11 protein-coding genes are annotated in these 13,878 nt (G+C 53.4%); 1 reads left to right on the forward strand and 10 read right to left on the reverse strand.

Annotation, left to right across the window (positions count from 1 at the left end):
• Window positions 1-55 precede the first annotated feature (55 nt).
• From BN3911_RS05565 to BN3911_RS05605, 9 genes are all read right to left on the reverse strand, one after another.
• On the reverse strand, window positions 56-802 hold the full coding sequence (locus BN3911_RS05565) for a YebC/PmpR family DNA-binding transcriptional regulator (RefSeq protein ID WP_066862528.1): 747 nt from the start codon (window positions 800-802) through the stop codon (window positions 56-58).
• Window positions 803-845: 43 nt separating this feature from the next.
• Window positions 846-1,436, reverse strand: coding sequence for a flavodoxin family protein (locus BN3911_RS05570; protein ID WP_066862531.1), 591 nt, complete (start codon window positions 1,434-1,436; stop codon window positions 846-848).
• A 159-nt stretch (window positions 1,437-1,595) separates the two neighbouring features.
• Window positions 1,596-2,942 (reverse strand): MATE family efflux transporter, encoded by a 1,347-nt coding sequence (locus BN3911_RS05575; RefSeq protein WP_066864192.1) that lies wholly within the window; start codon window positions 2,940-2,942, stop codon window positions 1,596-1,598.
• Window positions 2,943-3,129: 187 nt separating this feature from the next.
• Window positions 3,130-4,971 carry a beta-L-arabinofuranosidase domain-containing protein gene (locus BN3911_RS05580; protein WP_066864195.1) on the reverse strand — a complete coding sequence of 614 codons (1,842 nt, stop codon included), beginning with the start codon at window positions 4,969-4,971 and terminating at the stop codon, window positions 3,130-3,132.
• Window positions 4,972-5,057: 86 nt separating this feature from the next.
• Window positions 5,058-5,774 carry a gamma-glutamyl-gamma-aminobutyrate hydrolase family protein gene (locus BN3911_RS05585; RefSeq protein WP_066862534.1) on the reverse strand — a complete coding sequence of 239 codons (717 nt, stop codon included), beginning with the start codon at window positions 5,772-5,774 and terminating at the stop codon, window positions 5,058-5,060.
• 238 nt (window positions 5,775-6,012) lie between these two features.
• The gene (locus BN3911_RS05590; RefSeq protein WP_066864197.1) at window positions 6,013-8,595 is read right to left on the reverse strand and encodes an FAD-dependent oxidoreductase; all 2,583 of its coding nucleotides are present in this window, start codon (window positions 8,593-8,595) and stop codon (window positions 6,013-6,015) included.
• Window positions 8,596-8,600: 5 nt separating this feature from the next.
• A complete protein-coding gene (locus BN3911_RS05595) occupies window positions 8,601-8,951 on the reverse strand; it encodes a DUF134 domain-containing protein (RefSeq protein ID WP_066862537.1) in 351 nt (116 codons plus the stop codon).
• A 133-nt stretch (window positions 8,952-9,084) separates the two neighbouring features.
• Entirely contained in the window at window positions 9,085-10,029 is a 945-nt protein-coding gene (locus tag BN3911_RS05600; RefSeq protein ID WP_066862540.1) for a hypothetical protein, read from the reverse strand.
• Window positions 10,030-10,206: 177 nt separating this feature from the next.
• Complete coding sequence (locus BN3911_RS05605) at window positions 10,207-11,574, reverse strand: citrate synthase (protein WP_066862543.1); 1,368 nt, start codon at window positions 11,572-11,574, stop codon at window positions 10,207-10,209.
• Window positions 11,575-11,844: 270 nt separating this feature from the next.
• Between BN3911_RS05605 and BN3911_RS05610 the strand changes: the two genes are divergently transcribed.
• Complete coding sequence (locus tag BN3911_RS05610; RefSeq protein WP_066862546.1) at window positions 11,845-12,954, forward strand: SpoIID/LytB domain-containing protein; 1,110 nt, start codon at window positions 11,845-11,847, stop codon at window positions 12,952-12,954.
• Here BN3911_RS05610 and BN3911_RS05615 read toward each other — a convergent pair.
• Window positions 12,927-13,763, reverse strand: a complete 837-nt coding sequence (locus tag BN3911_RS05615; protein WP_187127688.1) for a mechanosensitive ion channel family protein — start codon at window positions 13,761-13,763, stop codon at window positions 12,927-12,929. The two genes, BN3911_RS05610 and BN3911_RS05615, sit on opposite strands and share 28 nt — an antisense overlap.
• Between the last annotated feature and the right edge of the window lie 115 nt (window positions 13,764-13,878).

The raw sequence follows: 13,878 nt of genomic DNA on the forward strand, positions 1-13,878 counted from the left end.
TCTTTCTCAAAGAAAGGCCTTTCCAGCACTTCTGCACCGGAAAGGCCCGCAAACTTTATTCTTCCTCGTCCTCTTCGGGCTCATCCCAGTTGTGCCAGACATTCTGTACGTCGTCGTTATCCTCCAGCAGATCCAGCATCTTCTGCATTTTGATGACCACTTCAGGATCCTCAATCTTGGTATAGGTATCCGGCACCATCTCCACCTCGGCAGAGACAAAGGTATAGCCCTTGCTTTCCAAATCCTCCCGCACGCCGCTGAAATCGGCAGGATCGGTAGAAATTTCAAACACATCGCCGTCCGCAGCGAAATCGGACGCTCCTGCTTCCAGCGCGTCGCTCATTACGGTATCCTCATCCAAACCTTCCCGTTCCACCACAATTACGCCTTTTTTGTTGAACATAAAGGATACGCATCCAGTGGTTCCCAAATTGCCTCCAAACTTGTCGAAAGCATGGCGCACATCAGCCGCTGTGCGGTTGCGGTTATCGGTAAGGGCTTCCACAATGACAGCCACACCGGAAGGTCCATATCCCTCGTAGGTGACATCCTCAAAGCTGTTGGCGTTTCCCTCGCCCGCAGCTTTTTTGATAATACGCTCGATGTTGTCATTGGGAACATTGGCAGCTTTTGCCTTGGCGATGCAGTCGCGCAGGCGGGAATTTGCTGCGGGATCCGCACTGCCGCCCTCTTTTACCGCCACAGCCAGTTCACGGCCGATTTTGGTAAAAACTTTGGCCTTAGCGCCGTCCGCCTTTTCCTTTTTCCGTTTGATATTGTTCCATTTTGAATGTCCTGACATACTAAAACCGCCTTATGGTCTATTTTTTCTTCCAAAAATGATATCACATCCGGGAGAGGATTTCAAGAGCGATTCCTTGGGCTTTTTGTTGCGCTTCCCCCTTTTTCTGTTCGCCCAGATCGGTAGCGTCCCAGACGGCGCAGCCGGCAAGCTCTGTGTTCATCACAGTGAAAGCACGGGAAAGCTGATACGTGGTCACCTCCACCGCAAAATCCTCCTGGGAACCCATGGTCAGAAGCAGCACAGCTTCCCTGTGTTTTTTGATAGGCGGTCTGATCCCCAGAGAAAAACGCGCCTCAAAATATCTTTGCGTCCGGTCCAGCACAGCCTTCAAGGGAGAAGGAAAAGAGCAGTTATAAACAGGGGAAGCCACCACCAGCAGGTCGCTGGCTCTCAGCTCCTTGTCAATCCGGTCAAAATCATCGAACACACAGCCTTCCTTTTTCGCACAGGATTTGCAGCCTGTACAGGGATGTACATTCTCCTCATAGGCATTGATCTCCGTTATCTCCCAGGAATTGTTTTCCCGGAAACGTACAAGGAAACTGTCCAACAATTTCCTTGTACATCCCTGACCGTTGGGCGAGCCAAACAGAACCAGCAATTTCTTTTTCCCTTCATAATGCAGCGGCATTGCAGTCCCCCCATTTTTCATAGCCTATCTTGGCAGTGCACCGGCGATTCTCCCATAACTCACAGGACTTTAAATCATTATATCACGCTGATGGCCGCATGTCGAATCCCTCTTTTACAGCAACAGATTTCTTTTCCGCCTGTAGGTCGGGAAGAGACTTCAAGCAGTCCGAGCTTTTTTCCTATTGCGGCCGCTCTTCCTATTCTGACGAGGGGGCTCCCGGCGAAACAGCAGGAAAGCTGTGAGAACAGCTGCGCACAGCTCCGCTGCCGGAAAACTCAGCCAGATACCATCCGGTCCCAGAAGGGTCGAAAGCGCCAGCACCAGCGGCAAAAGAGCTGCAAAGCCCCGCACAAGGGATATCGCAAAACCGCCGCGTTCCCGTCCCGATGAGCTGAGATATGCCGCGCTCACAATATTGAACCCGGCCGGCAAAAATCCGGCAAAATACAGCCGCATGCTCCGTCCGGCCAAAAGGGCAAGCTGCCGGTCTCCATCCCTGTTAAAAATCGCCGTCAATTCGGGCGCCCACAGAAGCACTGCCAAAAACAGCAGAACTGACAGGCCAAGTGCCAGGACCAGGGCCTTATTCCGAACCAGCCCTTCCGCTCTGCGGTCCCTCTGTCCATAAGCATGGCTTATCAGAGGCTGTATTCCCTGGGAAATTCCAGTAAATACAGCTGTGGCGACCAGTGCCAGATTGGCCGTCACTCCATAGGCCGCCACTCCCACATTCCCTACAAGGCGGAGCAGCAGCAGGTTGAAAACCAACAGTGTCACGCCGGAAGCCAGCTCCGTTACCAGAGAGGAAAGCCCAGGCGCGCACAGCCATACTGCCATGCTTCCCGTGAGCCGGCAGCGGCGGAGGTGAAAACCGTTCCTTTTTCTGATCAAATGCAAGGACAGCAGGCCCATACTGATCACCGGCGCCAATCCTGTGGCAAAGGCAGCACCGGACATCCCCAGCGAAAGCGGAAACAAGAAGAGATAATCCAGCAGGATATTGGAAAAGCTTCCGGCAAGCATGGCCGCCATGGCCAGCCGGTGGCCGCCGTCATTGCGGACAAATGCCAACAGAATGTTGTTGAGCAGGAAACAGGGAGAAAAGCAGAGAATGATGCGCAGATAGGCCGCTGTCATTTTCAAAACCTGTCCTTCAGCACCCAGAAGGCTTCCCAACTGCTCTGCACCAAAAATGCCGGCCAGCAGAAACACTGCCGCACACAGAAGGCCCAGAAGAAACGTCCCGCTGAAAGCCCGGTTTCCCTCCTCCCGGTCTCCCCTTGCATATAAAACCGCATACCTGCTGGCCCCGCCGATCCCCAAGAGCAGGCCCGCCCCGCTGAGGAAACTGTAGACCGAGATGGCCAGATTCAAGGCGGCCAGGCCTTCCGTTCCCAGTGCGGCGGACACAAAAAAGGTATCCGCCAAAATATAGCAGGAAAGGCCTAGCATTCCTGCCACATTGAAAAAAACATAGCTGAAAAAAGAATTTTTTTGCGTCACTTTACGTGTTTTCTCCTTTTCACATTTCCTGCCGTGCGCGCTGCTTGTCCCCACACGGAAAAACGTCCGGCAGTCCATACCTACCGAGGCCTAAAGGTATGGACGCCAGACGCCGCTTCCCGCCTTACCCGGCGGCAAGGCGCATATCGATATCATTTTGTAGACAGTGCAAAAACAGGCGGCAGCCTCAAACAAACAGCACTGGCAGTTCCGTCATCCGCAGGCTTGTGCAGCCATAGGGGATCAGCTCCAGCTGTTCCGGAAGCGCCAAGGGCATCCGTTCCGGCTCAATCGCGCATACGCCGTGCTCAAAAGGCCAGTTCACCTGACAGAGCTCCGCTTGTATGGTAATGGGCGGATGGTCATGGGAAAATGGAATTTCCCCAACGCCATGCTCCTCTGGTAAAAAATTTTCCCCGGCAAATCCGTAGTTCCATGGCGACTCCGCAAAAATTTCATAATCGCAGTAGGGAAACTTTCTTTCCACTCCGTCCCGCACATATTCCCGCTTCTCCCAGCGTTCCTTTACCGGCAGGCTGTAGAGCAGCGGACCGCGCCACAGGCACGCCATCCCCCTGGGCCGCGGGGTGAGGCAGCAGGCAAAAGAAAACTCCACCTCCACAGTCTGCACTCCTTCCCAGCAGCGGTGCAGTTCTGTAAACCCGCCCGTTGATACAGGGTTGCCATCAACTGCTGCGGAAACTGCAAAACCGGGAATCCTGACGGCCAGGGTGAATTCCACAGGCCGCGCCGTCTCGACGGTATATTTCAGTTTTCCATGGAAAGGATATTCGGTTTCCAGCCTGCAGGAGACCGGAACGCCTCCAATCTCCGTTTCGGCCCGGCAGGGAACCAAAACCGCGGAGGCAAGCCCTTTTTCCGTTCTTTGAAAGGCAGAAAGCGCCAGCTTGGGCCATCCCTGGCTGAAATTGGAGGTACAGCAGCCGAAATGGGGTTCCAGGCCGAAAAGGTGGGACTCTCCACTGTTGGTGCGGAAAACCACATGGTCCTCTGGAAGGATACTGCACTCCGGCTGGTTCGTCATCTGCAGGTATTGATGGGTCCACATATCCTCACTTAGCGTGGCGGGCAGTGCGTTGAAAGCCAAACGCTCCAGCCGGTCTCCCCATTTTGCTCCTCCGCTGACGGAAAGGAGGGTTTCATAGGAATACATGGTTTCCACAACACCGCACAGCTCAGTCCCCTGAATGGGACTGTCGCCGGAAAGGCATTCGTCCCCGGTAAAATGATCCACTGCCATACTGTGGTATCGCCGCAGGGTTTCCAACGCCGTTTCCGCATAAGCTTCCGGATCGCCGCCGTGCAGCCGGGATTTCAGAGCTCCCTGCTTCAGGCTCATGGCCAGGTTTACCACATGGGTGAGATAGGTCCAGCGCCGTTCCGGCTGCTTCGCCCGAAAATCCCGGAACAGCAGCTCATAATTTACGCCCTCCGCCTCCAGCTTTTGGGCAAGATCCAGAAGCCACTCCTCCCCAGTACGCTCATAAAGCCAAAAAATGGGAATCAAACATTCAAACCAGCGGCTGGACGCCCAATCGAACAGTGTGTTGTGATCCAAATGACGATCCAGGCTTTTCAGTACGCGCCAGACCGCATTCTGCACTTTCCTGTCCGCATCCCCGGCACAATCCGCATACAGCGTCAGCACCTTGGCAATCAGGAACACCGTCCATACATCATAGGCGCCTCTCTCCTCCGGTTTACAGGGGCAGATCCAGCCATCCTCCTCCTGCCGGGAAAGAATGGCCGAAATATAACGGTCCGCCCGTGCTTTCAGGTCTGCATCCTCCAAAAGGTAAGCCAGAGGGACAAATCCATCCAGCCAGTAGGGCAGCCGTTCCCAGCCGTCCCTATCGCCGCCCAGCCAGGCGCTGTCGCGCACATCCGGCCAGATCTGGTCCAGATGGCCCGACAAACCGCGGGCCTGGATTTCCAACTGCTCCCTGAGCCAACCTTCCGGCTTCAGCTCTCTGGCCGTCAGCGGCCTCATATTGATCTCTTTCAGCATCGATACCTCTCCTCCGATTTTAAAACTGTGCATGCTTTTTTGCCCGGAAACACCTTTCTTAAGGCATCCGGCGCATAGGCCGGAGATCAAAACCTGTTTTTGCAGGCCGCTACAAACGCCCGAAAAATCTTCCGGCTGTTTTCATCCGTTTTATAGGAAAACTCAGGATGCCACTGCACTGCCAGGCAGAAAGGATGCTCCGGCAGGTACACTGCTTCCGTCAGCCCGTCAGGCGCGGCAGCAGCCTCACACAGGCCTTTTCCCAAAGCTTTAATCCCCTGGTGATGATAACTGTTTACGTGAATCTGCTCCTCCCCGACCGCAAGGAACAGCGGGGTATCCTGTGCCAGACAGACTGTGTGGGCCGCCTTGTCGTACGGCGGCGTTTCATGGTGCTCCACACCGCTGGGACATTCTGTGGGAATGTCCTGATAAAGCGTCCCGCCCAGCATGACATTGAACAGCTGCACACCCCGGCAGATCCCCAGCATAGGTTTTTTCGTTGCAAGCACCAGAGGAAACAGTCTGCGTTCCATCTCATCGCGCTCCGGGCAGAGCGTGCCGCAGGTCTCCCGCCGCTCTTCCCCATAAAATACAGGGTTCAGATCGTGGCCGCCGGGGAACAGAAAACCGTCAAAAGCTTCAGCATAATAGGCCAATGCGTCGCCTTGCTGTGAGAGAGGCAAAATCACGGGGATTCCGCCAGCCTCATCCACACCCTCCACATAGCCGGGCAGCATCCAATAGCTCTCCTTGATTTCATCATACAGGGAAACAATCCCAACCGTAGGTTTTTTCTCCATAAAAAAGCCCTTTCTAAGTGAAACTGCCGAATTCACTGGCAGATCTATGCTGCCTATAGAACTACGCCTTATCATATCACAATTTTTTATGATTTCAACCATTCTGTTTCTCTATTTTTTGACAGAGTATCGAAGTATAATCTCTCCCCTTCTCTTTCAGCAAAAGAAACGCAGGCAGAAACTTCTGCCTGCGCTTTTTGCCTTACACATACAAATCAATCAGAGAAAATTTTACCTCTCAGCAGGTAGCTCCGCCCTTCAGGTGCTTCTGTGCCGAAAGATTCTCCGATTTACGTTGCAGCAGTCCGTCGCTCAAAAGCTGCTCCTGCACCGCTTCAAAACCCAGACGGTCAATGGTATCTGCAAAACGCTCACCTGTAATCCCCTGCTCTCTGAACAACAAGATCGCCTTTTCAATCACATCGAGGACTTCTTCCTTGCTGGTGAACACCCGGTCCAGATATCTTCCGTGGGCTACCTTCTTCCCCCAGCGACCGCCGATATACACACGATAGCCGTCTGTATAATTCATCAGTGCATTGAAGGGACATTTGCCCACGCATCTGCCGCAATGATTGCATTGGGCCTGATCAATTACCAGCTTCCCGTCTACCATTTTTGCCACCTTGATGGGACAGGCATTCTCCACCTGACACACTTTGCAGCCGCGGCAGTTTTCCGCTTCCAATTCCGGAACTCGCTGGCCGACGACGCCTAAATCGTTCAGATCCGGTTTCACACAGTTATTGGGACAGCCGCCCACCGCAATCTTAAATTTATGCGGCAGCATCACATTGTGATAGCCGCGGTAAAAGCGTTCGTGAATCTCTTCAGAAAGCTCAAAGGTATCAATAAGGCCATACTGGCAGGTTGTACCCTTGCAGGAAACCACAGGACGTACCTTGGAACCGGTGCCGCCGGTTTCCAGGCCGGCTTTCGCCAGATGTTCCCGAAGCGGCTCCACATTGTCATAGGGAACACCCTGAATCTCGACAGTGAGCCGGGAGGTCATGGCGATTTCTCCTGTGCCGTAAAGCTCGGCCGCCTCTGTGATGGCACGGTTTTCCTCTGCAGTGACCTTGCCGTTGCGCGTGATCACACGGGCATTGAAGCGATCCTGTGTACGCTTGTCAAAGAGGAAGCCCAAACCTTTGACGCGTGTGATCTCTTCCGGAGAAACCGCTGCGCCAGGCGCCCCTACCCGCACTTCATTAAAGTAGGAAGCGCCTTCCAATACTACTGTATTGGTGTAGCCAAAATAGCGCAGGCGGTTCTGCAGAAAATATGCCCTTTTCCCTCTGTTGCAGACCAGCAGCAGCTTATCCTCCTTATCCAAACCCTCTATAGGACCGTTCACCTTACCCAGATCCACATGAAGAGCGCCGCGGATGGACGGCTCCTGTCCAACGTCAATCACGCGGTATCCCTCTGCCTTGCCCGCCGCGTATTCTGCCGGCGTCATACTGATGAGATCGCCGCCGAGCTTGTTTTCCAGGATGTAAACCGCCTGTACGAAGGGATGGATTGCCGTGGAAAACGGAGGCGCATAGGCAAAATCCATATTGTCAAAGTCCTCCAGAACAGCGCCCATGGAAATTCCCAGCACTGCGATATCGGTCATCTTATCCACAGCTCCGGTACCCAACACCTGCGCACCCAACAGCCTGCGGGTTTTTTTGTCCGCGATCAGCTTTGTGATGAAGTAATCTGACCCGGGATAATAGTGAGCCTTATCATCTGTAACCGCTACCACGGTCTCCACATCAAAGCCCGCTTCCCGTGCAGCGGCTTCCGTCAGGCCAGTCCTGCCGCAGTTGAGGCCGGGCAGTTTGACAACGCCCGTTCCCAGAACGCCGGGATAGCACTTTTCCTTCCCCGCCAGAGTCTGAGCTAGGGTTCGTCCCTCCATATTGGCGGATGAGCCCATGGGGGACCACTGCGGCGCACCGGTAAGCCGGTTTTTCACCATCGCGCAGTCGCCCACCGCATAGATGTCCGGCAGGTTTGTGCGAAGGCCTCCGTCTGTAAGGATCGTTCCTTTAAACATTTCCAAACCGGTTTCTGCCAAAAAGCCGGTATTGGGACGGATACCTGCAGAAAGCACCACTATCTCACAGGGTAGTGTCCCCGCTGAGGTACGTACATCGGAAACTTGATTATCACCCAAAATTGCCTCAGCCTTGGTGCCGGTAATTACCCGGATCCCATTTTTCTGCAGATGCCGCTTGACATAACCTGCCATTTCCGGGTCCAGCACGTTGGGGAGAAGCTGAGAAGCAAAATCGATCACCGTCACCGAAATCCCGCGGTCCTTCAGGTTTTCCGCCACCTCAAGGCCAATAAAGCCGCCGCCTACCACGACAGCCCGTTTCACATTTTTCTCTTCCAAATATGCCCGCATACCGATGGCGTCATCCGGGGTACGCATGGTGAATACGCCAGACAGCTCTACCCCTTCTACCGGCGGCACCGACGCGGAAGCGCCCGTGGCAATCACCAAAGAATCATAGTCATAGACTTCATCTTCCCCGGTCTCCAGATTTTTTGCCGTCACCGTTTTAGCTTCACTGTCCAGCGCGACGGCTTCCCTGAGCGTATATACGGTCACACCGGTCAACGCTGCATATTTTTCCGGGGTGTTAACAATGAGGTCGCCCCTCTCTTCGATAACGCCGCCCACATAATAGGGCAGCCCGCAGCCGGCATAGGAGATATCTGCGCTCTTGGTGATCAATGTCACCTGTGCGCTTCTATCCTCCCGCTTCAGCTTGGCTGCCGCTTTGGTTCCGGCGGCCACCCCTCCCAGTATCAGTACCTTCATGCTCTTCATTCCACCTTTTCCCTTTGCCTATGACAGCAGTTTATCTCATTTTTACATTCCGGCTTCATCTGCCGGCAGACCATTACGTCGCCCCCTTCGATGACGATACGCCTGCCAAAAACCATGGCTTCCGCGATCTTCCGACGGGCATCCTCATAGATCCGCGTCACCGTAGTCCGGGAAATATTCATACGCGCAGCACACTGTTCCTGCGTAAATTTTTTATAGTCCAACAGCCGGATGACCTCAAACGCATCCACTCCCAAAACAACGCAGCTCTCACTCCCCCCCGCGGGCACGAACTCCGTCACTTGGGGCATCGAACAGATGTTACGGCACTTATTTGGCCTTGCCAACAAACCTCACCTCGCTTTAAAAGCTTGCATTATCATACAGCGATTATGAACATATGTCAATAATAATTTTATGGAATAAAAAAACTTCCCGCCCACTAACAAGGCGGAAAGTTTTTACTTTCGGCAAATCTTTTCAATTAGGGCGGAATCTCCGTCCTCCCCGGGACTTCTTCTCTTCTCCTGCCTTTTGTCCGGAAGAGACCTCACGCTCCCGGCCAGCGATGCGCTGCGGTCCGCTTTTTGGAGTACGGCGCAGGCTGTACTTCCGGAACGTGACCAGAAATACCAACAAGAAAAAGGCCACCCCCAAACTAGAGAGCTGCGTCATAGCAGGAATTTCTCCGGAGTAACTCTTTCCCAAAAGCAACAGAGCCAAATTTGCAAAGGAATAGGTAACCGTGAAAATCACCGCGCAAATCCCTGCAACAAAAAGACGTTTAGCCGCGCCTTCTTCATCCACACCAGCCAATAACTTGCACAGATAAAACAGCGCCAGAAGGGTAGATGCGCCGCCGATCACAGCAAAAAAGTTCTCCACAAAGGAGGAAGATTTGGCATAGAACACATAGACCAGCACCAGATAGGCCACACCCCAGACGACGGCGGCCAGATAGAGCAGAGGCACGCGGGCCAGATTATTTTTCCCCTGGAAAAACCCCAGAGACACATAGAACTGTATTACCCCAAACAGCAGGCATGCAACAATGAAAGCCACATGGATCGCACCGCGCTTGGTGGAATCATAGGCGGAGGCGCCCGTTTTCTGGTAGTTCATATAATCCAGGAACTGGAGTACTGAAGAGGCCAAAAGCGCCGCGCCCGACAACACGGAAACCACCCCCAGCGCCGTATTTTTTCGGGGCACATAGGGCCCGAAATACCGGCGGGATCTGAAGCACATCACGCAGGCGAGAAGGCTCGAAATCACCACAAAGCCCAGACAAATCCAGGCCATAAGGCCATTGTCCGTATAGAAGCCGGTTTCATAATCATAAAAAAACAACATCTGCACCACTCGCAGAAGCACTCCGCCTGCAAAACCCACACAGGTGACCTTTAATGCGTTGCCAACATTCATACCATCCATTCCTTGTCTATGAAATCCCGAAGGAATATTATTTTTTTCGGATAAAAGAGATTATAGCATAAATCGGTCCGCTTTCCAATAGTTTTTTCCAAGGGAGAAAGACATGCATAGAAAAGCCGCCCGAAGGGAAACAAGCCCTTGGAGCGGCAAACCCGTCAAACTTTCAAATCAACGCTGGCTCAGCGGAACATAACGCTGGTTCTGGGGCAGCGCCCGATAAGCCGGACGCATAATACGGCCGCCGGTGGTCAATTCCTCGATACGATGCGCACACCAGCCCGCGATACGGGAGACTGCAAACATCGGGGTAAACAGCTCCTCCGGGATACCCAACATCTCATAGATCAATCCCGAATAGAAATCCACATTGGCACTGATGACCTTGGAGTTTCCGGTGACCCGCTGGAACGCCTCTGGAGACAGCCTTTCCACCAACTCGTACAAGGCAAGCTTGTCGCCGAATCCTTTTTCCTCCGCCAAGCCCTTGGCCTTGGATTTCAGGATAACCGCCCTGGGGTCTGACAGCGTATAGATCGCGTGGCCCAACCCATAAATCAGGCCGCTGTGGTCCGCCGCCTCCCCTTTCAGGATTTTTTCCAGGTAACGGCCCACCTCGTCTTCATCCTTCCAATCCTTCACGTGCTCCATTACATCGTCCATCATCATGCGGACCCGATGGTTTGCGCCGCCATGCTTGAAGCCCTTCAGTGAACCGATAGCCGCGCCTATGGCCGAATAAATATCGGTCCCCGCAGAGGTGAGCACCCGGGTGGTAAAGGTGGAATTGTTGCCGCCGCCGTGCTCTGCATGGAGTACCATACAAAGATCGAGAAGCCGAGCTTCTTCCTTCGTAAACTTCCGATCAGGGCGCAAAGCGTTCAAAATAGCTTCGGCTGTACAGTGGCCCTGTTCAAAGGGGTGAAAGAACATGCTTTCCTTATCAAAATGACGGCGCTTTACCTGATAAGCATAGGACATGATGGCTGGAAGCCGGGCGATCAGGGAAATGCTTTGCCGCATGTTATTTTCGAGAGAGAGATCGTCCGGATCGTCGTCATAAGAATAGAGACCCAGTACGGAACGGGCCAGCTTGTTCATAACATCCTTGGAAGGCGTCTTGATAATCAGATCCTCGGGGAAATATTCCGGCAGTTCCCGGTTGTCATACAGCAGGCCGCAAATACGGTCAAACTGTCTGCGATTGGGCAGCTTGCCGAAAATGAGCAGCCAGACTACTTCTTCGAAGCCAAACCTGTCTTCCTTTTCACAGCCTGCCACAATATCGGATACGCTGATGCCGCGGTACGTAAGCTTTCCTTCATCCGGTATTTTATCGCCATCCGCAATCAGATACCCATGCACATTGCACACATGGGTCAGCCCCGCCATTACGCCGGTGCCGTCCGCATTGCGCAGGCCGCGCTTTACCCGGTTCTGTTCATACTCTTCCTTTGTAATCATGTTGTGCGCACGATACTCCTCACACAACTCCTGAATCGTCGTACTGGTGCTGCTCTCATTGTTGAGCCGCTGCATAATGCACCCCCGCCTTTCACCAATAATTTTCTAACCGGCCCCCTCCGCCCGCAAAACGAGTCAGAACGTTCTGGTTCCATACGCTTTCTAAAAATTTTAAAAGAAAAAAATGTAGATTGATTTTACTGCAATCCATTCAACAAGTCAACCCGTTTTGCAATTTAAATTACATTGACTTTCATTTCTCTCCCTAAAAATTCAATATCATAATAAAAATCCCGAGATACATGCATAATTCAAAAACAAATCATGTAAAAGGAGATTGATCACATGTCAAACAAAACTAGGGGCACCCATTTCAAACGTCTGCTGCTTTCCTTTCTGGTTCTGTATACTGCATACAGTCTGATCCCTACGGCTGTGTACGCAATCGGGCAGATGGGCAGCTCAGATGCCTCTACCAAGACAAACCGGGAGGCCTCCGCTTCGGAACCGGAACCCTACTCCAGGGCTCCGCAAGATTCCCCCTCTCCGGAAAACAGTTCACCTGCATTTTTAGACGGGAGACGCCTGCCCGCTCCTGTCAGCAGCACAGCGTCCAAAAATTCTTTCTTTACCGTCTATGATGCCGGGACAAAACAGCTGCTCAAGGTATCTGAACAGGAGTTTCTCGTCTCAGCCCTAGCCTGTGAAATGGACTTATCAGCGCCGGAGGAGGCGCTCAAAGCGCAGGCTGTCGCCATCTATACGCTCTACAGCTACAAGCGGGCATCCGGCGAAAAGGTGAATGGCGCCGACTTTGCCTGTGACAGCGAAAGCTGGCTGGTGTACGTTCCAAAAGAGGCCATGCAAGAACGCTGGGGAGAAAATTTTGAAGAATACTATGCTGTTTTAGAAGCCATTGCGGAAGATGTCTGCGGGCAGCAGCTCATGATAAACGGCCGCACCGCCTGCGCCACTTATTTCGCAATCTCTGCCGGCAATACGGAGACGGCAGAAAATGTGTGGGGGCCCGGCCTGGCCTATCTTCAAGCCGTAGCCAGTCCAGGGGATGCGTTCTGCGACGGGTATCTCAGCGAAGCGGTTTTCAGCGCTGATGAGATCAGGGATGCCGCCGGGCAGCTTGCGGAAAAAAACTTCGATTTTTCCGGACCGGAGGAGGATTGGTTCCAAAACCAGGAGCGATCTCCTTCCGGTTATACAAAAAGCATCCAGCTGGGTGGAGTCACTTTGACAGGGGCTGAGCTGCGCTCCATGCTTTCCCTGCGCAGCGCCTGTCTCGAGATCAGCTATGCGGACGGCAGTTATACTTTCACGGTACGCGGCTGGGGGCACGGTGTGGGTATGAGCCAGGCCGGCGCTGTTTTTTTGGCCCGCCAGGGAGCGGACTACCGGGAAATCCTCAATTATTATTACCCCGGCCTATCCCTTTCCATATGATCCAGATGGACATCCAGCTGCGGGAAGGGAATCGCAATTTTCTCCTTATCAAAGGCAAGCTTCACTCTTTCCTGCATGGAATAATACAGGTTCCAGTAGTCGCCGCTGCTGCACCACAGCTTTGCCACCAGTGTCACGGAACTCTCCTTCAGTTCCCCCACCGCTATAACAGGAGCGGGATTCTTAAGAACCCGTTCCTCCTCCTCCGCGATGCGGGCCAGCAGCGCTTTGGCTCTTTTCAAATCCGCCCCGTATGAGATCCCATAGCTCAGGTCCAGCCTTCGGGTGAGGTTCGAATTGAAATTCACCACAACATCGCCTGTAATCTTGGAATTTGGTATGATGACCTCCTTGTTGTCAAAGGTCGCCAAGGTGGTGGACAGGATTTCTATGCGCTTGACCGTACCTTCGTAGGTTCCAAAAGCCAAATAATCCCCCATCTTAAAAGGCTTGGTAAAGATAATCTGCATCCCGCTCACCAGATTGGAAAGGCTGCCCTGCAGCGCGAAACTGGCTGTAAGGCCCGCCGCACCCAAGGCGGCAATCAGGGAGGTGATGTTGATACCCAGCTGGGCCACAGCGCTGATACATGCCACTACCAGCACCAACGTCTTCACCAAAGACCCTATAAAGCTGACCACCAGCGCATCAGCCTTTCCCCGGGAGGCCGTGCGCTTGGTCAGCTTCGCAGCCAGCTTTGCCAGCCACCAGCCGCCCAACAGGATCAGCGCCGCCAGCAGCAGGTTCCCCGCAAATCCGCCGGCCCAATCCACCAGTTTTTTCAGGATGTTATTCCAGGTTTCCTGCACATTCATTCCTCCTTTTTCTGCCTATTATAGTGCGTTCCGGGGAAAGCCGCAAGTTTTGTTCAGAACGCCCTGCTGCAGCCGGCTTCCGGGCACGCTCTCAGACTTCGCTCTTGGA

Origin of the sequence: Neglectibacter timonensis, from assembly GCF_900048895.1 — a bacterium.
Taxonomy (GTDB): Bacteria; Bacillota; Clostridia; order Oscillospirales; family Acutalibacteraceae; genus Acutalibacter; species Acutalibacter timonensis.

Excerpts from the sequence above, each read along its gene's own strand:
- BN3911_RS05565 (WP_066862528.1), bottom strand. The coding sequence starts at position 802 with ATGTCAGGACATTCAAAATGGAACAATATCAAACGGAAAAAGGAAAAG.
- BN3911_RS05570 (WP_066862531.1), bottom strand. The coding sequence starts at position 1,436 with ATGCCGCTGCATTATGAAGGGAAAAAGAAATTGCTGGTTCTGTTTGGC.
- BN3911_RS05580 (WP_066864195.1), bottom strand. The coding sequence starts at position 4,971 with ATGCTGAAAGAGATCAATATGAGGCCGCTGACGGCCAGAGAGCTGAAG.
- BN3911_RS05585 (WP_066862534.1), bottom strand. The coding sequence starts at position 5,774 with ATGGAGAAAAAACCTACGGTTGGGATTGTTTCCCTGTATGATGAAATC.
- BN3911_RS05590 (WP_066864197.1), bottom strand. The coding sequence starts at position 8,595 with ATGAAGGTACTGATACTGGGAGGGGTGGCCGCCGGAACCAAAGCGGCA.
- BN3911_RS05600 (WP_066862540.1), bottom strand. The coding sequence starts at position 10,029 with ATGAATGTTGGCAACGCATTAAAGGTCACCTGTGTGGGTTTTGCAGGC.
- BN3911_RS05605 (WP_066862543.1), bottom strand. The coding sequence starts at position 11,574 with ATGCAGCGGCTCAACAATGAGAGCAGCACCAGTACGACGATTCAGGAG.
- BN3911_RS05610 (WP_066862546.1), top strand. The coding sequence starts at position 11,845 with ATGTCAAACAAAACTAGGGGCACCCATTTCAAACGTCTGCTGCTTTCC.